General features: G+C 65.3%; 15 protein-coding genes. 3 read left to right on the plus strand and 12 right to left on the minus strand.

Annotated elements, in window-relative coordinates; translation table 11 throughout:
- The first annotated feature begins 52 nt into the window (after positions 1–52).
- Together WC597_RS14390 and WC597_RS14395 are read left to right on the plus strand one after the other, a co-directional pair.
- The gene (locus WC597_RS14390) at positions 53–2,137 is read left to right on the plus strand and encodes a heavy metal translocating P-type ATPase (RefSeq protein WP_372694327.1); all 2,085 of its coding nucleotides are present in this window, start codon (positions 53–55) and stop codon (positions 2,135–2,137) included.
- The gene (locus WC597_RS14395; protein ID WP_372694329.1) at positions 2,134–2,577 is read left to right on the plus strand and encodes a DUF305 domain-containing protein; all 444 of its coding nucleotides are present in this window, start codon (positions 2,134–2,136) and stop codon (positions 2,575–2,577) included. Before WC597_RS14390 ends, WC597_RS14395 begins: the two co-directional genes overlap by 4 nt.
- Positions 2,578–2,972: 395 nt before the next feature.
- On the opposite strand, the gene WC597_RS14400 is transcribed toward WC597_RS14395, so the two are convergent.
- From WC597_RS14400 to WC597_RS14455, 12 genes are all read right to left on the minus strand, one after another.
- A complete protein-coding gene (locus WC597_RS14400) occupies positions 2,973–3,941 on the minus strand; it encodes a FecR family protein (RefSeq protein ID WP_372694331.1) in 969 nt (322 codons plus the stop codon).
- Entirely contained in the window at positions 3,938–4,435 is a 498-nt protein-coding gene (locus tag WC597_RS14405) for an RNA polymerase sigma factor (RefSeq protein ID WP_372694333.1), read from the minus strand. Before WC597_RS14405 ends, WC597_RS14400 begins: the two co-directional genes overlap by 4 nt.
- A gap of 258 nt (positions 4,436–4,693) precedes the next feature.
- A complete protein-coding gene (locus tag WC597_RS14410; RefSeq protein ID WP_372694335.1) occupies positions 4,694–7,825 on the minus strand; it encodes a TonB-dependent receptor in 3,132 nt (1,043 codons plus the stop codon).
- Positions 7,826–7,970: 145 nt separating this feature from the next.
- Positions 7,971–10,778 (minus strand): M16 family metallopeptidase, encoded by a 2,808-nt coding sequence (locus WC597_RS14415; RefSeq protein WP_372694337.1) that lies wholly within the window; start codon positions 10,776–10,778, stop codon positions 7,971–7,973.
- A gap of 142 nt (positions 10,779–10,920) precedes the next feature.
- Positions 10,921–13,737, minus strand: coding sequence for a M16 family metallopeptidase (locus WC597_RS14420; RefSeq protein WP_372694339.1), 2,817 nt, complete (start codon positions 13,735–13,737; stop codon positions 10,921–10,923).
- Entirely contained in the window at positions 13,734–14,129 is a 396-nt protein-coding gene (locus WC597_RS14425) for an STN domain-containing protein (protein WP_372694341.1), read from the minus strand. The genes WC597_RS14420 and WC597_RS14425 overlap by 4 nt, the downstream gene beginning before the upstream one ends.
- 97 nt (positions 14,130–14,226) lie before the next feature.
- Positions 14,227–14,997, minus strand: coding sequence for a phosphatase PAP2 family protein (locus tag WC597_RS14430; RefSeq protein ID WP_372694343.1), 771 nt, complete (start codon positions 14,995–14,997; stop codon positions 14,227–14,229).
- A gap of 24 nt (positions 14,998–15,021) precedes the next feature.
- Positions 15,022–16,605: an alkaline phosphatase gene (locus tag WC597_RS14435; RefSeq protein WP_372694345.1), complete on the minus strand. Its 1,584-nt coding sequence runs from the start codon at positions 16,603–16,605 to the stop codon at positions 15,022–15,024.
- A 73-nt stretch (positions 16,606–16,678) separates the two neighbouring features.
- A complete protein-coding gene (locus WC597_RS14440; RefSeq protein WP_372694347.1) occupies positions 16,679–18,886 on the minus strand; it encodes a TonB-dependent receptor in 2,208 nt (735 codons plus the stop codon).
- A gap of 274 nt (positions 18,887–19,160) precedes the next feature.
- Positions 19,161–20,411: a TetR/AcrR family transcriptional regulator gene (locus tag WC597_RS14445; protein WP_372694349.1), complete on the minus strand. Its 1,251-nt coding sequence runs from the start codon at positions 20,409–20,411 to the stop codon at positions 19,161–19,163.
- A gap of 118 nt (positions 20,412–20,529) precedes the next feature.
- A complete protein-coding gene (locus WC597_RS14450; RefSeq protein WP_372694351.1) occupies positions 20,530–20,868 on the minus strand; it encodes an energy transducer TonB in 339 nt (112 codons plus the stop codon).
- 96 nt (positions 20,869–20,964) lie between these two features.
- Positions 20,965–21,855 (minus strand): LysR family transcriptional regulator, encoded by an 891-nt coding sequence (locus WC597_RS14455; RefSeq protein WP_372694353.1) that lies wholly within the window; start codon positions 21,853–21,855, stop codon positions 20,965–20,967.
- A 117-nt stretch (positions 21,856–21,972) separates the two neighbouring features.
- On the opposite strand from WC597_RS14455, the gene WC597_RS14460 reads away from it, so the two are divergent.
- Positions 21,973–23,475: a CoA-acylating methylmalonate-semialdehyde dehydrogenase gene (locus WC597_RS14460; RefSeq protein ID WP_372694355.1), complete on the plus strand. Its 1,503-nt coding sequence runs from the start codon at positions 21,973–21,975 to the stop codon at positions 23,473–23,475.
- The last annotated feature ends 1 nt before the right edge of the window (position 23,476 follow it).

Below are 23,476 nucleotides of genomic sequence, written 5' to 3' on the forward strand. Positions count from 1 at the left end.
TCGACTGCAACAGCCGACCCGCAAGGGCCGCCCCCAAGCCGGAACTCTGTTCATGACCAGCACGACACGACCGGACCATGCCGAAGGCGCGTCCGACGATCACGATCACGATCACGACCACGATCACGGCGGCATTCTGGGCTCCAATACCGAACTGATCTTCGCCCTGAGCAGCGGCTTCGCCCTGGGCGTCGGCTTCGCCCTCGAAAAACTGGTGGAAGGGCTTCCCGGCTGGATCCCCATCGCCCTGTTCGTGGCTGCGTATATCTTCGGGGGCTTCTTCACGGTGCGGGAGGCCTATGAGAACCTCCGTCAGAAGCGTTTCGAGATCGACACCCTGATGCTGGTCGCCGCCGCTGGCGCGGCGGCGCTCGGGGCCTGGGCCGAAGGCGCGCTCTTGCTGTTTCTGTTCAGCATCGGCCACGCGCTCGAACATTACGCCATGGGCCGCGCCAAGCGCGCGATCGAGGCCTTGGCCGAGTTGGCGCCGCGAACCGCTCATGTACGACGTGATGGGCAGGTCGTCGAACTGCCTGTCGAAGAGCTGGTGGTGGGCGATACCGTAGTGGTGCGTCCGAACGAACGACTGCCCGCCGACGGCTTCCTCGTGGTCGGAACCACGAGCATCAACCAGGCCCCCGTCACCGGCGAAAGCATGCCGGTCGACAAGCAGCCGGTCGCAGACCCTGTTGCGGCGCGCGAGCGACCGGCCCAGGTCGGATCGGCGTCTCTCGTTTTCGCGGGCACCATCAATGGCTCGGGCGCCATCGAGATCGAGACCACCCGCAAATCGAGCGACACCACCCTGGCCAAGGTGGTCCGTATGGTGAGCGAAGCCGAGACGCAGAAGTCTCCGACCCAGCGCTTCACGGACAGGTTCGAGCGCATATTCGTGCCCGTGATCCTGATTCTGGCCTTCGTATTGCTGTTCGCCTGGGTCGTCATCGATGAACCGTTCCGCGACAGCTTCTACAGGGCGATGGCGGTTCTGGTCGCGGCAAGTCCCTGCGCGCTGGCCATCGCCACACCGAGCGCTGTTCTCTCCGGCGTCGCCCGTGCGGCCCGCGCGGGGGTTCTGATCAAGGGGGGGGCACCTCTGGAAAACCTCGGCTCGCTCAACGCGATCGCCTTCGACAAGACCGGCACTCTGACGGAGGGTCGCCCACGCATCACCGAGATCATGACCGTGCGTGGGACGAAGGAAGCCGATCTTCTGGCGGCCGCCATAGCGGTCGAAAGGCTCAGCGACCACCCGCTGGCGGAGGCCATCGTGCGCGACGGCGTCGAACGGTTGGGCGATATCGCGATCCCGGTCGCGAGCGACGTAAAGAGTTTGACGGGCAAGGGCGTGACCGCTCAGTTGGGCGGCGAGACGATCTGGATCGGGAAGCCGGAGATGTTCGGCGTCGACGGCGTGGCGCCCCTCGGCGACGAAGCGACCTCTGTCGTGACGCTGCTGCGACTCCAGGGACGGACCCTGATGGTCGTGCGACGCGGTACGCGGGATCTCGGCGTCATCGGGCTTCTCGATACGCCTCGCGCGGCGGCACGGTCGACGCTAACGGCTCTTCGCGCCCTCGGCGTGGGGCGGATGATCATGATCTCGGGCGACAACCAAAAGGCCGCCCAGGCCATCGCCGGACAGGTCGGCTTGACGGAAGCCTGGGGCGACCTCATGCCGGAAGACAAGGTCGACGCCATCAAACGCCTCCTTGCAGACGGCAAGATCGCCATGGTGGGCGACGGGGTGAACGATGCGCCGGCCATGGCCACCGCGACCGTCGGCATCGCGATGGGCGCGGCGGGGTCCGACGTCGCGCTTGAAACCGCCGACGTCGCCCTGATGTCCGACGATCTGTCGCAGCTGCCCTTCACTGTTGGTCTCAGTCGGCAAACCCGCCGGATCATTCTCCAGAATCTCTACGTCAGCCTGGGCGTCGTCGCCTTTCTGGTGCCGGCGACCATCCTTGGCCTCGGCATAGGTCCGGCGGTGGCGCTCCATGAAGGATCCACGCTGCTGGTGGTGTTCAACGCCCTGCGCCTGCTTGGTTACCGCGACCGAAGCCGGCCCGCCCCTCCAACCGCAATCGCGGCCGGCCCCGTCGTCTCGCCCGGTCTTTCGAGTACATCGTCATGAAGCGTTTCGGTTGGATTTCCGTCATCGCGGTATTTCTCGCCCTGTCGGCCTTCGCCTTCGGCATGATCTCGCTGCAGACCCGTAAAGCCCCTGCGGCGGGTCCGCCCGTCAACGCACGTCCGATCTACACAGAGGCGAGCCACGAAGGCGTATCGACTGACAGTCCTTCTACCCGCGCCTATCGCGAAGCCAGCGCGCAGATGCACCAGGCCATGAGCATCAACTACACGGGCGACGCCGACATCGACTTCCTTCGAGGCATGATCGCCCACCACGAGGGTGCGCTTGCGATGGCCAAAATCGCCGTCGCGTATGGCGAAGCCCGAGACGTGCGCAATTTGGCCGATGAGATCATCGTGGCTCAGGAAGCCGAAATCATCCGCATGAAAATCCTCCTCGCGCGTCATGAGGACACGCCCGCGCCCGACGCCAGGCCCTGACGCATGGCCGGCACGCTTCATTGTGCGTGGCCGGAGCATTCATTGGCGAGAAGGCCGCTACGGCAAACGACGGAGGGGCGGCCCGAAACGACCGCTGAAGCCGCGGCCGGTGCTCGATACGCTCATCGCCATAGGAGTCAGCCTGTTCGTGGGTGGCGTCGTCTTCTGCATGGCTCTTCGGTTGCTCGGCGCCTACAAGGCGCCGCTGCATTTTGGGTACGGCGCCCACATGAGCACCACAGCGCCACTGCGGGGTCTGCGTCACGGAAGGGTGACTGAATGCCCAAAGCCGCCCTGACCGAGCCCTCGCCTCGCCCTCCGAGCGCGTGCGGTCCAATCCTTCGTGAGTGGCATCGATGGAGTGCGGTTGTTTTTTCCGGTCACGGCGTTAGGCCCTAATCGGGCCGCGTCAGAAGAATGCGATTGCCTTCGACGCTGATGGTGGCGTCGAGCGTCACGGCCGCCGTCTGGGCGAAGCCGGACGCATCGTCGAGACGAAACACCCCATACAGCCGCTCCTGCGCCAGGGCCGGATCGGTCACCACGATGGGAGTGGCGTTGTAGCGGTTGAACTCGTCGACGGCGGCCTGCAGGGTTTCGCCTTGAAGATCTAGGCGGCCGCTTCTCCAGGCCAGCTTTCGTTCTATCGTGGGCGCCGGCATCTCGGGCTCCAGGCGGATCAGGGCCGTGTTCGCGGCGTAGATCGCAGAGCCGGCCGTGACGAAGACGGCGTTTGCGCGTGAATCGCCCACCCAGACCTGAACCACGCCCTCGGTCACCATCACATCCGCGCCCGCTTCGCGCCGCCTTACCGAGAAGGCCGTGCCGACCGCTTCCACATGGACATCGCCTGCCGAGACGACGAAGGGGCGGGTCTTGTCCTTGGCGACCTGGAACCAGGCCTCGCCGGAGTCCACGACGACGGCGCGGCGCGCATCCGAGTATTCGACCTTGATCTGGCTGGCCGTATTGACCGCCATGGTCGATCGGTCAGCTAGCGGCACCCGACGGATCTCGCCCACTTCGGTGACGTAGACCTGTCCCTGATTTAGCAGAATGAACAGGCTCGCGGCGCCGGCGCAGGCGGCGATCGCGCCGCCTGCCCCCGTCCAGAGCGTCCGGCGCGTCAGCGTGGGTCGCCCGGCGCCACGCTTGTGGTCCGTCTGGTGTTGAGGCTGTCCGAGATCGTCCAGCATGCCCCACGAGGCTTCGGCCATCAGCAGGGCGCCGGCGCGTCGGGGATCTTGCGACACCCAGACCTTCAACTCCTGCTCGACCTGCGGCGTGTGGCCTTCACGGTCGATCCGCATGACCCAACGGGCCGCATCTTCGCCGATCTGATCGGCAGTTTCGCGCGCGCTCACGGTCGACCTCCGTCAAAATGAGGCGATCTGGTCGCCATTGCCCGAACCAGCAAGGCCAATCCCTTCACTGCGTCATTCTCGACGACGCTTTCTGTCACATTCAGCCGCTGTGCGATCTCCCTCTGGGAGAGGCCTTCGATCTTGCGCATCTTGAAGATCTCGCGGCAGCGCGGCGGCAGGGTCTCTATGAGCGCGAGCACCTGGGCCAGTTCGTTTCTGTCGGAGGTGATCCGTTCCGGGTTCAGATCGTCGGCATGGCCGGGCAGGTCGCCGATTTCACCGACGGCGTCGATGCGCACGACCTTGGAGCGTCGAATATGGTCGATCAACAGGTTGCGGACGATCTGGAAGAAGTAACCGCCGGGGCGGGCGACCGCTTCGAGCGCGGTGAGGCTGGACAGCTTGGCGTAGGCCTCCTGAATGAGGTCGTCTATGTCCTCGGGCGTGCGGCCGCGTTGCCGTAACCACGCCCGCACCGCCGGCTCGTGGGGCATGACTTCCCTTGCCACCCAGCCAGCGAGGCGGTTGCGAGACGTCTCAGTCGTCGGCGCTTGCCGGTTCACACCAACCAAATCTCCCGGTCCCAAGAGGGATGACGCCCCATTCTTATCCGACGCGGCCATGACAGCGCCACCTGTCTTTCCGCAGGTCAATCCTGGGCCCGTATCTGCTGGAGGTTCCGTCGATCCTCAGCCCTGTCGTCCGGCCAATAGGACCGAACGACCGGACAGGGGGCTCGCCAGCATCGACCATCAGAAGCTCTTCACGAGGGTAAGATAGTAGTTCGCCAACCGCGGATCACCGAAGGTGCTGTAGATTCGCGATGCAAAGACGCTGTCGACCGGCGGTCGCATGTTGAAGACATTGTTCACTCCGGCGCGCAAGGTGACGCCGTGTCCGAAGATATAGGAGCCCGACAAATCGTGATAAATCTGGCTGCCGATGGTGGCCGAGCCCTGGTTCAGCGACACGCTGCGGTCTGCGTTGACGAAATAGGAGTCGAAGTACCGCGCCTGCCAGGCAAGGCTGATCTTCTCGCCTGTCCATTGCACACGTGCAGCCCCTTTCCACTTCATCGTTCCGAACCCGGCCCTCAGGCCCAGGAAGTCGTCGCTGATCACACCCGCGTAATCGATGGTGGGCCCTTGCGGCACTTCCTGAAGCTCAAGCTTGCTGACGTAGGTGGCGCTGGCGTCAAAGTTCAGATCGCCACCGAACAGACTGCGCGTGTAGCTGGCTACGAAGTCGATGGACTCGCTCTCCGAACCCACCAGGTTTGCGATCGATGCGTCGATGCTGGTGATGCGGCCGACCGCAAAGCCATCGGACGGCGCAGCGCGGGTGACGCGATCCGGGTAACGCGTCAGGAAGGAGTCGAAGGCGGCCTGACCTCCGGGGGTGAAGCCGGGGAACAGCAGCTGGCTGGGATCGAAGTAGTTGTCGCGCTTGGTGATCCGCGTCCAATCGACCGAAACTCGAAGACCCGGAACGAAGGCCGGCGTGAAGATCGCCCCGGCCGTCAAGGTTTTAGATGTCTCGGGTTTGACGTCAGTGTTGCCTCCACGGAAACCCGGCACATAGAAGTTGCCTGGGAAGTCGATGTCCTCGATGCCGATCACCTCGTTGCCGCGAAGAGAATCCAGGGCCGTGGTGTAGAGGCGTTCCTGCGGAACCTTGACCAGATCCGTCAGCTTGGGCGTCAGATAGCCCGTCGCATAGGAGGCCCGCAGGGTGACCCCTGCGACCGGACGCCAGCGGACGCTGTAGCTGGGATTGATACTGGACTGTTCGGTCGTGGCCTCGACAATGGGGGCAGTGCAAAGCGAGGGCAGGTTCAGCGAAGGTAGGGGGCCCTCCGTAACGAAACACTGGAAGGCGGGTGACCCGGTCTCGCTGTAGCGCTCGTAACGCGCGGAAACGGTGAGCAGCAGTTCCTCAATCAGGGGAAGCGTGCGGCCCTCGCCGAAAATCGGCAGATTGATTTCGCCATAGACGGCGTCGACTTGCTGATGGCCGCGCGGCGAGTAGTTGACGACCGAGAAGTTCTGGGTGTTCTGCGCGGCATAATTCGCGGCCTGGTCCTGGCTCGTCCGTTCGAGGCGCAGGGTCACAGTGGGTTTGCCGCCGGGCAAGCTCACCGGCACCGGGCCGGCCAGTTGCAGCGACGTGGTGGTGATGTCGTTACGAGTCTGACCGTTGTTATAGCTGTAGGGCACCGGCTGGTAGACGTAGTTGAAAGCGGGTGGCAGCCGCACATCGCGAAGAATGTCCTGACTGCCGTTCTGGAACTGGATCAGGCTGCTTTGGTCGATGTTGGCGGGAGAGGGGTCGCTAGAGGTTTTGTTGCGGCCACGAGAGAAGTCGAGCACGGCCTGCCAGTCACCCGGCAGTTTCACAATCGCGCCCAGGACGCCTCTGTAGGTTTCGGCGATGGACTTGTTGGACTCGTAGTTGGCCCCGATGAAGGGCACCGTGACCTGGATGTCTTGCGTGAACGGATTATTGGGTGCGTCAGCCGCCAGATTTATGTTCAGGGGCACCGAGTTCGTTCGCGCGAGGCTTTCGGAACGGGTCCAGGCCGCTTCCGCATAGACCCTGAGCCACGAGGTGAACTCGCGTCGGCCGGCGATGGAAGCCGCCATCTGATCGATGCCATACAGCATCTCGCGATCTCCGCCCCCAGGAGCCGCATTCTCTGCAAGCCCCAAGGAATAGCCGTCGATGCCGGCGACCAGAGGCGCGACGCCGTCCGTGGCCACGCCTCGGAAACCGGCCGGGACGAAGGTGCGGAAGGATCCCAGCGTCGCGCCACCGTAGATCGGGTCCAACTGAAGAGGCGAGAAGTCCAGGGAACGAATATTCGGCGTCGTACCCAGCGGGGCGGCGAAGCGATAAAAATCGGGATTGTTCGCCAGGCCCTGCCGACGGCTGGCGAGGACCAGGTCTTCGCGGTCCCGATAGAAGAGGGGATCGGTCTGAGTCCAGTTGCCCGTGAACGTTATGTTGGTTCGCCCGTCTTCGAGCGACAGGCCGCCCGTGGCGTCGAAACGCTTGCCGGCCCGGCCGCCCTTGAAGGTGTTGCTGTAGGTCGTGGATACCTCGGCGCCGCGGTAGTCGCGACGAAGAATGATGTTGATCACCCCGCCGGTGGCGCCGTTGCCGTAGATGCCGGACGCCGAGGATGCGAGCACTTCAATTCGCTCGATCCCGGCCAGGGGGATGCCGACGATGCTGGTCTGGCCCAGGCTTCCGTCGCTGCTCGTCGTGCCCGCCAACCGCCGCCCGTCCACCAGGATCAGGGTTTCGCGCGAACCCAGGCCACGCAGATTGATGCTGCTGGTGTTGCGTGAGCCGGAATCGGCCTGATCCGAGGTTCCTGGAGAGGCGTTGACGCTCAACTGATTGCGCAGGAAGGTTTCGAGGTCGGGGGCGCCGGAGCGCCGGATGGCCTCGCCATCGATGACGACGAAGGGTTGGCTGTCGTCGGCGCTGCGTCTAATGCCGGTGTTCAGGGTCCAGTTTCGCGTGCCCTGCACGATGATGTCGGGCAAGGCGCCAGCCTCGACATACTCTCTATCGACGATCGAATAGCTGTTCGGGGCGGTCTTGCGCCAGTCGAGGGGGGTGCCATCAAGCAGGGCCGTCAAGGCTTGATCGACGGTCAGGTCGCCGGAAACGGCTCGGGTGGTGATGCCGCGAGCGTCATCTTCGCTGATCAGAACCTGCGTATCGGCCTGGCCGGCGAAAATACCGATCCCGATCTGTGCGGGAGCGGCAGGCACCGAAAAGGTGCGGGTCTGCGCGACTGCGATGGCCGGAGCCGCCGACATCGAGGTCAGAACGGCTGCCGCCAGATAGGCGTGAATGGAACCCCTGCACCGCATGATTTGCCCCCAAATCCATCAGGACATGCTTGTCCTGTGAAGATCGACGAAGGATTTGTATGCTTCCTTACAAAAATATGTCGCGAAAGGTTAAAATATGAAATGCGGGGTGTGACTGCACCCCGCATTTCACGCTGGCGTCACCCTAGTCGGCGTCAGACCGCACGACCTGGATGGGCAGATTCAGATCCTGAAGCTGAGGTAGGATCTTTTCCGCATCGCCAACGACGACCCAGACGAACTTGTCCGGATTGACGACGTTTCGGATGGCGGACTGCGCGTCGTCGAGACGAAGGGCGCCGAGCGCAGCCAGTTGATCCGAGAAATAGCTGTCGGGACGTTGGTAGATCGCATTCGAGCGCAGGGCGTCCAGAATGGATTTCGATGTCGATAACTCAGCCGGCATCGAACGCATTCGGCTATCGACGGAAAGCGTAAGCTCGGTTTGGGTCATCGGTTGGTCGCCGATGTAGCTCGCGACGATCTCCCGAATGGTCTGGATCGCTGCGCCGGTCTTGTCGGACTGTACGGGTGCGGCGACCATATAGTTCGCCGCATAGGCCTGAGCGCGGAAGCCGGCGCTGACGCCATAGGTCCAGCCCTTTCGCTCGCGCAGGTCGGTGTTCAGCCGGCCGAGAATGCCGCCGCCGAGACCGTCGTTGGCGACCTGAACGTCGAGAAGGTCGTCGATGTTGCGCAGGCCGGTATACTGACCTGCGAGGATGACGGACTGGGCCGAGTCAGGGCGATCGATCAAGACCAGTTGCGGCGCCGCCGATTGGGCTGGACGGGTGAAGTCCTTCACGCCGGCGGGGCCGGTCGGACGCCAGTCGCCGAAATGCTCTTCCAGAAGGGGCTGGACCACGTCCAGTGGGGCGCTGCTGACCACGAAGAGCCTGGCCTTGTCCGGCCGCAGCCAGGCGTGCTGGAAGGCGACCAGATCGTCGCGGGTCAGGGCGCGAACCGCCTCTTCGTCTCCCGCCCCGTGATCGTTGACGTAGGGCGAGGCGGCGTTGAGCAGCCCGATGAGGCGGCGGTCGCCAAGGGTTCGGGCATCGGTCGCTTCATCGGCTATGGCGGCCAACTGGCTGGTGCGCTGAAGCTCGATCCGATCCGGGGCGAAGGCCGGATTCCTGGCCATGTCGGCCAGAAGAGCGACGGCTGCAGGCAGGTTCCCGGTGGGGACAGACAGGGTGATGCTGGTCCTGTCCTTGGATGAGCCGCGACGGATGTCGCCTCCGAGGCGTTCCAGCTCGTTGGCGAACTGAGTCTGGCTGCGCGTGAGGGTTCCCTGATCCAGAAGATTCAGCAGCATTGTTTGCGCGCCGATGCGGCCGGGTTGCTCCGCCGCAGACCCGGCGTCGAACTCCAGCGAGACATAGGTGATCGGGCTGGCGGCGCGGCGGACATACTCCACGCCGAGACCATTGCTCAAAGACGGACGCGCGACTTGCGGGAAGTTGAGGGCCGGCGCATCGCCGACCGGAGGCATGGGGCCTCGCGCGCTTTCGCGCGGTGGAGCGACGTCCTGAGTTCCCGTCTTGGTCGAAACCGCAACATCCGCCGCCTCTGACTCGACGTAGCCGACACGAGGACCGGGCGCGAGGGTCAAGGCATACACGGGCCGTGTAAGCCATTGTTTGGCGACGGCCTGAATGCCGGAGGGCGTCTGCGCCGCCAGGCTGACCAGGCGATCCTTGAAATAGTCCGGTCCCTCGCTGAGGAAGCTGCCGTCCGCCAGGGCGTAGCCACGGTCGGACACCGCGTCGATGCCCGAAAGGCTGCCGGTCACGTCCAGGGTGATGTAGCGTTGGAGATCGTCCGCGGTCGGGCCTTTCGCGAGGAAGTCGGCGATCACGGCGTCGAGCCTCTTTCCGGCGGCGACGGGATCGACGCCTTCAGCCAGTTCGCCGGCGACGACGAACATGCCCCCGCGATCGGAAAGGCTCGCGCTTGCCGATGCGCCCGTGAACAGCTTTTCGTCCCGAACCAGGATTTGCTGAAGTGGCGATGAGCCGAGCGCGCCGAGAAGGCCTGCCGCCGCTTCCAGCGCCACGCCTTGAGGATCGTCCCGTCCGGGCACCGCCCAGGCTCGCACCAGTGTCGTCGCGGACACTCGATCGGTCATGGTTTCGTCTTTGCGGGCGGGCAGGGTCGGGACTGTCACGGGAGGCGACACGATGCGCGGCCCCGATGGGATGTCGCCGAAATACTGGGTCATCAGTCGCCGCGCCGTGGCGACGTCGATGTCGCCGGCCAGGGTCACAGTGGCGTTGTTGGGGCCATAGTGCGCCTGGAACCAGCTTTTGACGTCATCCAGCGTCGCCGCATCCAGATCCGCCATCGAACCGATGACGCTGTGACCATAGGGGTGGTCGGCGGGATAAAGCCCCTCCGTCAGTTTGTATTCGACAAGTCCGGCCGGCTCGTTGTCCCCCTGACGCTTTTCGTTCTTCACGACAGCCCGCTGTTCATCAAGGCGCTGCTGCGTGATGGCGCCGAGCAGGTGACCCATGCGGTCGCTCTCCAGGAACAGGACGCGTTCGAGTGCAGGCGTAGGCACGGTCTCGTAGTAGCTGGTCTTGTCCGCCTGGGTCATGCCGTTGTTCGCCGTGACGCCTGCGGCCTTCAGGGGCGTGAAGAAGTCGCCAGGGGCGTTCTCGCTTCCGCTGAACATCAAATGTTCGAACAGGTGGGCGAAGCCGCTCTTGCCTGCAGGCTCATGACGGGCGCCCACGTCATAGATCACGTGGAAGGACACCAGGGGCACGCTTCGATCCGTGTGGACGATGACCCGCAGGCCGTTGTCCAGCGTGAAGCTTTCGTACGGAATGCTTACAGACTGAACCAGCGTCTGCACGGGGACGGCGTCCTGCATCGACGCCCAGGCCGGTTGGGACAGGCCGAGCGCGACAAGCGCCGTGCCCGCGAGTGCGATGCGTCTGAAAGTCATGGTCTAGAAGCTCCCCGAAATGAGCCCGTTCTGTTGCGACGGCGATGCCGGCGTGCGGGCCTAGTTCCGACGAAGGCGAACAGGCTTTCCTTATCGAGCCGCTCTGTATCGTGACGGCCGAAGGGGCAGCCCCTGGCTGACTTCAGCGTTCTGCAAGAAACGCGGTCCCGGGCTCGTCATTTACGACATTGAACGCAAGTCCCCGCTGTTCGAGCTGTGGTCCGATCAGGGCCTTGTCGCCGACGATCACCCATATGAAGCGATCGGCGCGGATCGCGGCCGCGATCGCCGATCTCGCCTTATCGACGGTCATGTCCCGATACCGCGCAGCCAGGCCGCCTTGATAATCGTCAGGCCGTCCAAGTCGCCTGTTCTCCCGGATGGCGCCCAGGAAGGACTGTCCATCGTTGTAGGTCAGGGGCAGGGCGCGGACCTGATTGTTCACGACGAGATGGAACTCCTGATCGGTAAGGGGGGCGGTGGTCAGGAAGTCGGAGATATCGGTCTGGATGGCCGCAAGGGAGTCGGCGGCGCGATCCTGCTGGACGGGGGCGGAAACGACATAGCGGTCGCCGTGCGGGCGCGTCTCGACACGTCCCTGCACGCCGTAGCTCCACCCGCGCGTTTCCCTCAAGTCAGTGTTGAGGCGGCTGGAGAAACTGTCGCCCAGGGCGCTGTTCGCGACCGTGGCGGCCAGCCGCTGGTCGTCGTCGCGGAAGACGATGTCCTGGCCGCCGAAGATCAGCGCCTGGTCCGAGTCTGCGCGGTGGATGAGATAGATGCCCGGCGCAGCCGGCGCCGAGCGTGACGGGGATGCCGGAACGCCCGGCTGCCCTTCGGCGCCCCATTGCCCGAAAGAACGCTCAAGCATCGGCAGAACCTCCGACAGAGGTTTGTCGCTGGCGACATAGAGCGTCGCCTTGTCAGGTCGGATCCACGCATTGTGATAGGCGACGATAGCTTCGCGCGACCAGTCGTTGTCCGACGCCTGGGTCGGGGCGTCGGATCGTCCTTCGACCAGTTTGGAAATTGCGCCCTGCACGTCTGCGCCTTCCAGACGCGCCTCCTGCATGGCGTCGCGTCGCGCCTGTCGTTGGCGATCCAGGCTCTGGTCGGTGAAAGACGGGGTCATCAGCGATTCCGCCATCAGGTCCAGAGAGGACTGTAGATTCGGGCTCAGCGCCGACAGGCTGGCGAGCGTCTGGTCGCCCTGCGAGGTCACGTTGAAGGTCGCGCCCAGAGCGTCGCGTTCCAGCGACATCTCCGCTTCGCTGCGCTGTGCAGAGCCGTCGGTGAAAAGACCGACCAGAACCGGAAGGAGCGAAGCCGAGGCAGGCGGTGCTTCGGATTCGCCGATGTCGAACTGGACGTCCACCTGGGTCAACGGCGTCTCGGAACCCTTCATGTAGATGACTTCGATGCCGTTGCTCAGGCGCGCCTGTTCGGCCGCAGGGAAGGCGAGGTCTTCGAAGGCGCCGAGCGGGGGCAGGCCGCCGCGGCTGACACGCGGCGCCGGTGTCTCGGCCGTCGAACTCGTCGGCGCACGAACGGGACCGACCACTTCGAACGGCGCCGCCGCGCCTGGGAGTACGGTGAGCGCATAGGCGGGGAGGCCCAGCCATTTACGCGCGGCGGTCGTTACGCTGGCCGGTGTCTGGCCGGCCAGCCCGTCCAACTGCGACCGGTAGTTCGCCGGATCGCCCGTCGTGCGCATGGCGGCGGCCAGCAGACTCGCGCCGCTGGAATCCAGTGTGCGGATTCGCTGGGACACAAGGTCGGTGACATATCTGTCGATGTCGTCCTGCGCCGCGCCGAGCGACAGCATCTGGGCGATGGCGGCGTCGAGGCGTGCGCTGGCGACGGCCGGATCCACGCCTTCGCGGACAGAGCCTTCGATGACGATCAATCCGCCCCGATCACCCAGATCGAAGCTTACGGTCAGGATGCTGAAGGTCGAATCCCCTTCAGTCAGCTGCTTCTTGAATTCACTCGTCGACGGCCGTGCCATGACGCCCAGGGCGACGTCGAGAGCGAGCGCTTGCGGGTCGTCGTCTCCTGGCGTGGCCCAGGCGCGAAACAGGCGCGGCGAGGCGATGCGATCCGTCATCGTCTCCTCGCGACGGCTGGACGGCTCAGGCACGGGTGCGGGTGGAGGCGTGCTTATAGGGCCGGCCGGGATCCCGCCGAAATAGCGTTCGACCAGTCGCCGCGCCGTGGGGCCGTCGATGTCGCCGGCAAGGGTCAGGATCGCATTGCCGGGCGCGTAGTGCGCCTTGAACCACGCCCGAACGTCGTCGAGGCTGGCGTCGTTGAGATCCGACATTGATCCGAAGACGGTGTGCGCATAGGGATGTCCGGCCGGATAGACGGCTTCACGAACATGGTCCCGCACCCTGGCCAGCGGCCGATCGTCGGCCTGCCGCTTTTCGTTCTGGACTACCCCTCTCTGCTCATCGAGCGTGGTCTGGCTGACGGCGCCGAGCAGATAGCCCATGCGGTCGCTTTCAAGGAACAGCGCTCGTTCCAGACCGGCCGTCGGAACCCGCTCGTAATAGGCGGTTCTGTCTGCGCTCGTGACGCCGTTCAAGTCCGCACCAAGCTCTTGGAACCACAGGCTGTAGTCGCCGGGCGCATTCTCGCTGCCGTTGAACATGAGGTGTTCGAACAGGTGCGCAAAACCCGTCCTTTCGGGGGGCTCGGACGTTGATCCGACCAGATAGTCGACCTGGATCGTCACCAGACTGGATCGGTGATCGGGCTGAACGATCACCCGCAGCCCGTTCGGAAGAGTGAAGGTCTCGTAGGGGATCGAAATCTCTCGCACGACATCCGCGATCGGTGTCGGCTTCACATCGACGACTGAGGACGCATCGCTGCGGACCGCCGCAATCGCGGGCGACGTCAGGCTGGAACAGGCGAGGAGAAACATGAGCGCGCAGCCCCCGGAACGCATCGTCATCGTTGATCGCCTTTCGCCAGGACGGAAACTCGGCTGTGCTCGCCCGGCCGTGCTTGTAGCGTCGCAGAGGTGCGGCGTTGATCACGGGCCACCACGATCGAATAGGTTGATGGACCGGTTCTTCGAGACTGAAGTCCGCTGCCTCGCAGGAGCACGCTCAATCCGGCATCCGCGGTGTAGTCGCCTTTCAGCGCGTTCGTGCGGCGCGCCCTGACGGTTTCGTGCGACATCAGGATCTGGACCGTCGACGCCTGGCGCGAGAAGGCGTTCAGCCCGCCGATCGCGCTCTGGGCAGGGATGTTGAACCGCCAGGCTTCGCTGTCACGGGCGGCGCCGAGTAGGCAAACCGCCACGGCGGGAACCAGCGTGAGTGATCGCAACCAATGCACCATGTGCCCCGAACATGCGGCGACCCAAGAGCATCGCGCATGAGTCCAACGAAGCGGCGACCCGTTTCCTTACAGAGAGGCCCTTCGTGGCGTCGGCCGATCAGCGGGCGGCGGCGCGCGCCTCGGCCAGTTCGCGGGCGGCGATGACGAAATCCGACTGGAAGGCCAGGTCGGCCTTCAGGCTGGCGAACAGGGCTGCGCCGACGATGCGGCCGGCCTCGACGTCGCTGGCGTAGTGGACGCCGCAGATCATCCGGCTTTCGCCATAGGCCAGACCGCGCGCGAGGATTTCGTCGGCGCGGTCGGGCGCCATCTCGGACAGGACCAGCGCCCAGGCCCAGCCCAGGGCGGAGTGGCCCGAGGGGTAGGAGCCGCTGGCGGCCAGCCATGGCTCGGGCGTGATGCAGGTCTCGGCGGGCTCCGTCACGAAGGGGCGCGGACGGATGAAGCCGCGCTTGGCGGGGGTCTGGACGGTCTCCAGATCGCCCAGCATCCGGCCCAGCAAACGGGTCAGGGTGGGCATGCGTTCCGGGGTGAAGCGGATGCCCAGAGCCTCGTCGAAGACGCGGGGCGCGCTGGGGGTCTCGATCTCGTTGTCGGCGCGGGCCTGGGCCCAGCGCGGGGTGTCCTTCAGCGCGCGGGTGGCGCGATAAACGGCGATGTCGTCCTGTTCGCGCAGCGAACCGGCTTGCGGCGGAGGCGGAAGGAAGGCGGCAGCGTTCGGGGCGTCGTCCTTCGCCAGATAGCCGTGCGGATGGTCGCGGAAGCCGGTCCAGAAGGTGGGGGCGGATGCAGGCGCGCTGGCGCAGCCGACGAGGGCGAACGCCAGGGCCGTCGCCGTCAGGAGACGGGCGTGGGAAAATGTACGCATTGGGAACTCTGGGACTGTTGGATTTCAGGCGAGCTGGGCGCCGGGACGGCCGTCCTCGACGACCCAGGTGTTCAGGGTGGACAGGGTCGCCCTGGGATCGCGGACGTCGCTGATGGCCTGGTACCGCGTGGTCATCAGGCGCAGCGTGATGTCCATGGACATGTAGCCCCGAACGCGACTGTCGAAGAATTTGATCTGCGGGTTGTTCGGCATGTTCGCCATCAGGGAGTCGTAGGGCGGGCCCGAGGACGAGATGGAGGTGCCGACGAATTCGGTGGCGACCGTCGCCGACGACGGATCGGCGCTGACGCGCTTCACGTCGTTGGTCCAGAACGAATGATAGTCGCCGCTGAGCACGACGGGATTGCGCGGCTTCAGCGTCGCCAGGGCCTCGGTCATCCGGTCGCGGGCGACGGGATAGCCGTCCCAGGTGTCGGTCCAGTAGCGCGTCTGCGCATCGCCGTTTCCGAACCGCAACCCCGCCATCACCAGGTCCTGGCCCAGGATGTTCCAGCGCGCCTGCGATCTGGCCAGGCCGTCATAGAGCCAGTTTTCCTGTTCGAAGCCCAGGAAGGTGCGCGAGGGGTCCAGGCGATCGGGACAGGCCGCGTCGGTGACGACCTGCCCCTTGCCGCCGTTCGGGCCGTCGCTGCAGGCCTGTTTGGACCGATATTGCCGTCCGTCCAGCATGAAGAACTCGGCCAGGTTTCCGTATCGGATGCGGCGGTGGATCGGCATCTGAAGTCGAGCGTCGAGCCGCGTGCGGCGGATCGGCATGGCCTCGTAGAAGGCCTGATAGCCGGCGGCGCGACGCCGCAGGAAGTCGCTCGGCGTGACGCCGGGCGTCTTGGACCAGATGCCGGAGTAGTCGTCCTGAATTTCGTGGTCGTCCCACGTCGCCAGACAGGGCGCGGCGGCGTGCAGGCGCTGCAGGTCGGCGTCGGTGCGGTGCAGGGCGTAGCGGTTGCGATAACCGGCCAAGGTCGTGGCCTCTTCCAGGCCATAGGGGCGAACGACATTGGCCGCCTGGGCGCCGGTTCGGCTGTATTCGTAGATGTAGTCGCCCAGAAACAGGGTCAGGTCCGGCGCCTCGTCGGCCATGTGGCCATAGGCGCTGAAATAGCCCGACTCCCAGTTCGAGCAGGAGGCGACGGCTAAACGCAGCCGGTCGACGGCGGCGTTCGGTGCGGGCGCGGTGCGCGCCAGGCCGACCGGACTTTGCTGGCCGGCGGCGGTGAAGCGATACCAATAGGGGCGGCCGGGGCGCAGGCCCTGAACCTCGACGTGAACGGCATGGGCGGCAGAGACGTCCGCCGTCGCGCGTCCCGAGGCGGCGATGCGGCCAAAGCCTTCGTCCGTCGCGACTTCCCACACGACCTCGATGGGCGCCGACAGGCCGCCCAGGCCATCGGGCGCGACGGGATCGGCCGCCAGACGCGTCCACAGGACGAAGCCGTCGGGCCAGGGATCGCCGCTGGCGACGCCGAGCGGAAACAGATAGGCGCCGCCGGCCTGCGCCTGGCCGAAACGCAGCACGACCGGGGCGGCGACCAGGCCCGCGATCAGGGCGCGGCGGCTCAGCGGCAACGAAGGTTTGAGCATCAGCATCGGCGACGGTCCCGGCAGGCGAAAGCAAGAGGGCGGCGGGCCGGACGAACCGACCCGCCGATAGCGACCTGGCCTAGAAGTCCATCGTCAGGCGCACGCCGACGGTGCGGCCTTCATTCGGCGAACTGGTCGGACGGGCGCCGCCGTTGAAGTTGTTGCGGGTCTCTTCGTATTCGGTGTTGAAGAGGTTGCGCGCCCACAGGCCGACGCGCCAGTTGGCGTTCTCGGGTCCTGCGCTCAGGTTGGCGTTCCACAGCCAGTAGCCCGGCAGGACCGAGGCCGAAGAGGCGTTGTAGATGCCGTCGCGCTGATTGTAGTTGGTCTCGGCCCGCAGGGCGATGCCGGCCATCGACCAGTCATAGGCGATGGAGCCGCCATAGTTGAACTTGGGAAACTGCAGCGGCTCGCCCGAACGGTCGTTCGAGATGATGATGTCCCACGGGCCGTTGACCGGGTTGGCGGCGTTGGTCGCGGTGGGGTCGATGGCGAAGTATTCGTTATACTTGCCTTCCTTATAGCCGAAGTTCTGGCTGATCGTCAGGCCCGAGAACGGCGTCCACGTCAGCTCGATCTCGCCGCCATAGATTTCGGACTTGGGCACATTGGTGATCTTGCCCAGCTGGCCCGTCTCGCGGCTGTATTCGTTGCCCTGGATCTGCTGGTTTTCGTAGTCGTAGTAGAAGACGGCGCCGTTGACGCGCAGGCTATTGTCGAACAGGTCCGACTTGATGCCGGCCTCATAGGCGATGACGATTTCCGGCTTGAAGGACGTCCGCGACTGGCCGTTGTAGGTGGTGAAGCCGCCCGACTTTACGCCGCGCGCCACGCTGGCGTAGAGCAGGGCGTTGTCGGCCAGGTCGTATTCCAGGCCAAAGCGGCCGGTCCATTCCGACAGGGAGGTCTCGAATGTCGCCTCCGGGCCGACGGCGACGTTCAGGCGGCGCGTGCCGGTCGTGGTCAGGCTGCGGTCCTCGTTCTCGTAACGCAGGCCGGCGATCAGGCTCAGGCGATCCGTCAGGGCGAAGCTGTTGTGGGTGAAGACGCCGATGGCCTGGACCGACTGATCATAGGGCGTGTTGATCAGGTTGCGGTTTGCGCCGCGGAACTCGGTGTAGAAGCCGCCGTCGACGCTTTCGTCGGCATAGTGGGCGCCGACCATCCAATTCAGGCGGCCCGCCTCGTTCGACAGCCGGGCCTCCTGAGAGAAGGCCTTGATGTCGTTGTAGAAGTAGACGTCCGATTCCGCCGCCGGCGTGCCGTCCCAGTCGTTGTATTCCGAACGGCTGAAGGTCTGATAGGCGGTGATGGTGTTCAGCGTGGCCCAGCCCAGGTCGGCGCGGACGCGGGCGCTGAGGTCCAGGCCGTCATTGTCTCGGCCGGGCTTGGCGTTCAGGCTGCGACCGGACACGGCCGCAAGGGCCGGCGAGATCTGCCAGCCTGTGATCCGGCGCGCTGTATCGGCAGGGTAGGTCACGCTGCCGTCGAAGACCGGGTAGGGCGCGCGCAGGCGGAAGCCCAGGCCGTCCGACTTGTCGACCGAATAGGTGGCGGACAGATCGACCGTGACGTCCTGCGAGGCGTCCCAGGTCAGGCGGGCGCGCAGGGCGGTCTTGTCGCGATCGCCCAGCTTTTCGCCGGTCGTGCGGTGGTACTGCCAGGCGCCGCCCTGTTCGGTGACGGCGGCCAAACGACCCAACAGGCCGGGTGCGATCTGGCCCGAGACATAGCCTTCGACCTTGTAGCGGTCATAGGAGCCGTATTCGGCCGAGAAGCCGGCGCGTTGATCGACAGTCGGCGCATTGGTGATGATGTTCACCGCACCGCCGGTCGTGTTGCGGCCGTACAGGGTGCCCTGCGGCCCGCGCAGCACTTCCAGTCGCGAGATGTCGAACATCGCGCCCTGGGTGGTGATCGTATAGGGATGGGCGACTTCGTCGACATAGATGCCGACGGTCGAGGCGTTGTTCGAGGAGTATTCGCGCGTGCCGATGCCGCGGATGCGGAAGCTGGGCTGGCCGCTGCCGAACTGGCTATCGACCTCCATGTTCGGGACGACGTTTTCGATGTCGTTGATGACGTTGACGCCCTTTTCGCCGAGGTCCTGACCGCCGACGACAGTGAGCGCTATGCCGACGTCCTGGCTGGACTGTTCGCGGCGCTGGGCGGTGACGACGATGTCCTGCACCGTCGCGGTGTGGGCCTCGGAAGCGGTTTGGGCCGCTGCGGGCATAGCAGCAAAGGCGAGCACGACGCCGGAGGCGCCGAGGAGAAGACGTTGCATGTTGACCATCCTTCGGGCGACGCGCGGGGAGACCCCCTCCCTCGCGCGCCGAAGCGTTTCGGGGTGCTGTCGAACAGTCGTGATCCGGCGGTCAGGCGGGGCGACGACAAGCGCAGGGGAGGAGGCTGAAGCCGCCTTCGCCGCGCCAGAAAAACAACTGTTCGACAACGATGCGCCATTAGGCCGCAGCGGCGATGCTTTTGTGACGCTTAGCTGAAGTGTTTCTGTCAGGCGTGCCTATTCGGCCGGCATTTCTCGGATAACGCGTGTTCTGTCACGTGCGGCGCGTAACCAGTCGCAACGCACCCCTTTGTAAGTCCGTCGCCGTGATGTCTTCGCCTGTCGCGCGCGCCGTCAGGGCGGCGCCCTTGATCCACAGGGCGAAGCGCGTAGCCGCCAGACGATTCAGGTCGAACTCTGAGGGCCAGACGCCGACGCTGTTGTAATAGGTGCCCCCGCCTTCCGGCCCGCGCAGCAGCATGGCCAGATCCTGCAGGGACGGGTCTCGCCGCGCCTCTATACAGGCGCTCGCGATCAGCCGGGCGTAGCGAACGTAGAAGCCCTCGGCCTCCGGCTGGATCGACACGGTCGGCGCCATGATGCGCGCCCAACTGTCCAGATCGGCCGCAGCGGGATCACCCTCGGGCCGCTGACCGGCGAGATAGCGGGGCATGTCGCGGAACACGCTGTGCCACACCGCATCGAGAACGAACCGCCGCATGTCGGGCCAGTGATAGGCGATGGTCGAGGTCGAGGTGCCGGCGACGACGCTGACCGAACGGTTGGTGACCGTCGTCACTCCGCCGGCCAGCATCTGGTCGGCGGCGATGTCGAGAAGTTTGCGCCGCATGGACTCCGGCTCAAGACCTTCGGCGGGCGCCTTGGGCAGCACCAGATTTTCACGCCGCCACAAGGTCGCGGTCGCCGGGCCGTCGGGACGCCCGAAGACGTGATCGACCAGACCGCCCAAACCCTCGGCGACGATGATCGCATAGTCGGTGCGCCCCGAAAGCGCGCCGGCATAGAACTGCTCCATGGTCAGCCAGGCGACGAGCGGTCCGGCGAACTCGGCCAACCTGTCATCGACGGCCAAATGATTGCGCCAGGCCTCGCACCGCAGCGCGTCCCACCGGGCCATTAGATCGCGACGTTCAGGCCCGGCTTCTGCGTCCAGCAGCAGGGCTTCCCAAATCCGCACGAAACCCGCCTCAGACCTGGCGCGCAGGCTCAGATAGTGCTGGATCAAGGCCAGCAAGTTGTCCCGTTCGACGGGCAGGCCGGCGACGGCTTGGAAAAACCTGTCGTGAAACGCCGCGTCCCGGTGCAGGGCCTCTTCGCCCACCGCCTGGATCAAGCCGGACTTGGCGCCGAACAGATTGACTATGACGGTCGTGCTCTTGCCGACGGCCTGGGCCAGATCGCGCAAGGTAAGGCTGTTCAGCCCCTCTGCGGTCGCATGCGCGATCGCAGCTTCGACGATCTGCTGGGCGTCGATGGCGCGGCTGGTCGTTGCGGGAGCGAGCATGAGGGCTTCAATGCCGGGCAGACTGGCGTGTGTCGAGTGCGATCGAGCACTGCAACGACGTGTTCAGAAGGCGCACCGAACTCCTGACCAAACAGGAGCGACCTCGCTGTTTTAGAGATCAGGGCGTAAAGTCGATGGTGCGTTCGAAAGGGGCATCGACGGCGCGGCCGTTTTCAGTGATCGGGGTGACCTCGGCATCGCTCATCAGGGCAAGGGCGGCTTCGCCGAAGCCCAGGCCGGGGCGGCTTTCTTCCAAGACAACGCAGTCGGTGACGCGGCCGGACGCTAGGGCCGTGCAGCGCAGGCGGACGCTGAAGTGGTCGGCGGCGGGCTGCTGAACAGATGTGCGCTCGATGGCCGGGGTGGTTGCAGCTTCGAGATCTGCGTCACGCAGCATTGGGGCATTGGGGGCGCCCAGCAGGGTGGTCATCAAGGTCAGGCTGAGGATCAGGGTCATGGCAAATCTCGCTCGCCTGACATTAAGATTTGACGGCGACCTCTGTTCCCTCGAACGCGGAATTGTCCTGGAAGGTGTGGCCGAACTGTTGTGACGCTAACCCGCGAGCGGCGCATAGGGTCTGAGGCTGGCCTGGCGAGCGTCGCACAAGGTCTTCAGCCAAGTGCGCACAGTTCGCATGCGGGCGGTGTCGTGAACGTCCCTGTGGGTGGCCAGCCAGAAGCGGCGCTCGATCAGGACGGACGGCAGGACGCGCACCAGGCCTTTGGCGAGGAAGCAGGGCAGGACGCCGATGCCGCCGCCGGCCGCGATGATCTCCTTCTGGGCGCGGATCGAGGACGAGGCGACGTGGGGCGTCAGGCCGGGGCGCACCTCGTCCAGGTATCGCAGCTCCGGCGCATAGATCAGGTCATCGATATAGCCGACGATGTCGAAGGCGGCCAGGTCGTCGACAGTCCGGGGCGCGCCATGCTGCGCCAGATGGTCGGGCGAGGCGTAGAGGGCCAGCTGATAGGGCGTCAGCGGCTCGACGATCAGACGCGCGGCGTCAGGCGCGGCCAGGGTGATCGCCATGTCCACCTCGCGCCGGGTCGGCGACAGGAAGCCGGAGGTGGCCGCCAGCTCGATCCGCAGGCCGGGACTGGTGCGGCGCAAGGCGGGCAGGGCGGGGGCCACGATGCTGACGCCGAACCCTTCCGAGGCGCTGATGCGCACGACGCCGGCCAGGGTGTCGGACTGGGTCACGCGGGCGGCGGCCTCCATCGCGCTTTCGGCCTCCAGCCCCATGTCGAGCAACTGGGCGCCGGCCGCCGTCAGCTGAAGGCCGGTGGTGGACCGGACGACGAGGGTGGATTTCAGCGTGCTTTCCAGCCGCGCCACGCGTCGCCCGACGGTAGCCGCATCCACGCCCAGCCGCACGGCCGCGCCGCCCAGCGATCCTGCCCGCGCGGCGGCGATGAAGATGCGAAGGTCGTCCCAGTCAAACATGGCGAATGATCCCGTCATGCAAAAATGCAGAAAGCTGTCTGCAACTTTGCATTATCGACCTGCGGTGCGGGGTGATAGCCATAGGCAAACAAAAGAACGATCAGGGAGATCCAGGCCATGCGCGACATTCGCCACTTCATCGACGGTGCGGCCTTCGATGGCGCATCCGGTCGTTTCGGCGACGTGTTCGATCCCAACACGGGCGACGTTCAGGCGCGCGTGCAACTGGCCACGACCGGCGAGGTCGATCGCGCGGTCCAGGCGGCGCAGAACGCCTTCGACGGCTGGGCCAGCACCAATCCGCAGCGCCGCGCCCGCGTCATGTTCGACTTCAAACGCCTGGTCGAGGCGCGGATGGATGAACTGGCCGAACTGCTGTCGTCCGAGCACGGCAAGGTTATCGCCGACTCCAAGGGCGACATCCAGCGCGGGCTGGAAGTGATCGAGTTCGCCTGCGGCATCCCCCACGCGCTGAAGGGCGAGTATACGCAAGGCGCCGGCCCCGGCATCGACGTCTATTCGATGCGCCAGCCGCTGGGCGTGGTCGCGGGCATCACCCCGTTCAACTTCCCCGGCATGATCCCGATGTGGATGTTCGGCGTGGCCATCGCGGTCGGCAACACCTTCGTGCTGAAGCCGTCGGAGCGGGATCCGTCCTTGCCGGTGCGTCTGGCCGAACTGATGCTGGAGGCCGGGGCGCCGAACGGCGTGCTGAACGTGGTGCATGGCGACAAGACGGCGGTCGACGCCATCCTGACCCATCCGCTGGTCCACGCCGTCAGCTTCGTCGGCTCGTCCGACATCGCCCACTATGTCTATCAGACCGGCGCCGCCAACCATAAGCGGGTCCAGGCCATGGGCGGGGCCAAGAACCACGGCATCGTCCTGCCTGACGCGGACATGGATCAGGTGATCAAGGATCTGTCGGGCGCAGCCTATGGCTCGGCGGGCGAACGCTGCATGGCGCTTCCGGTCGTGGTGCCGGTCGGCAAGCAAACAGCTGACCTTTTGCGCGAGCGGATGGTAGCGGAAATCCCGTCGATGCGTGTCGGCGTCTCGACCGATGCGGGCGCCCACTATGGCCCCGTCGTCACCGCCCAGCACCGAGACCGCATCGCCGGCTGGATCGAGAAGGGCGTGCAGGAAGGCGCCGAACTGGTCGTCGATGGCCGCGACTTCAGCTTGCAGGGCCACGAGAAGGGCTATTTCATCGGCCCGTCGCTGTTCGACCATGTGAAGCCCGAGATGTCGTCCTACCAGGAGGAGATCTTCGGCCCCGTCCTGCAGATCGTGCGGGCGGAGACGTTCGAGGAGGCGCTGGCCCTGCCGTCGAACCACCAGTACGGCAACGGCGTCGCCATCTTCACCCAGAACGGTCGTGCGGCGCGCGACTTCGCCGCCCGGGTCAATGTCGGCATGGTCGGCATCAATGTGCCGATCCCGGTGCCGGTCGCCTATCATACCTTCGGCGGATGGAAGCGCTCGGCCTTCGGCGACATCAACCAGCACGGCATGGAGGGCGTCCGCTTCTGGACCAAGACCAAGACCGTGACGGCCCGCTGGCCGGACTCGACTCTGGAGTATTTGGACAGTTCATTCGTCATTCCGACGATGCGCTGAG

Source organism: Brevundimonas sp. (assembly GCF_041648115.1).
Classification (GTDB): Bacteria; Pseudomonadota; Alphaproteobacteria; order Caulobacterales; family Caulobacteraceae; genus Brevundimonas.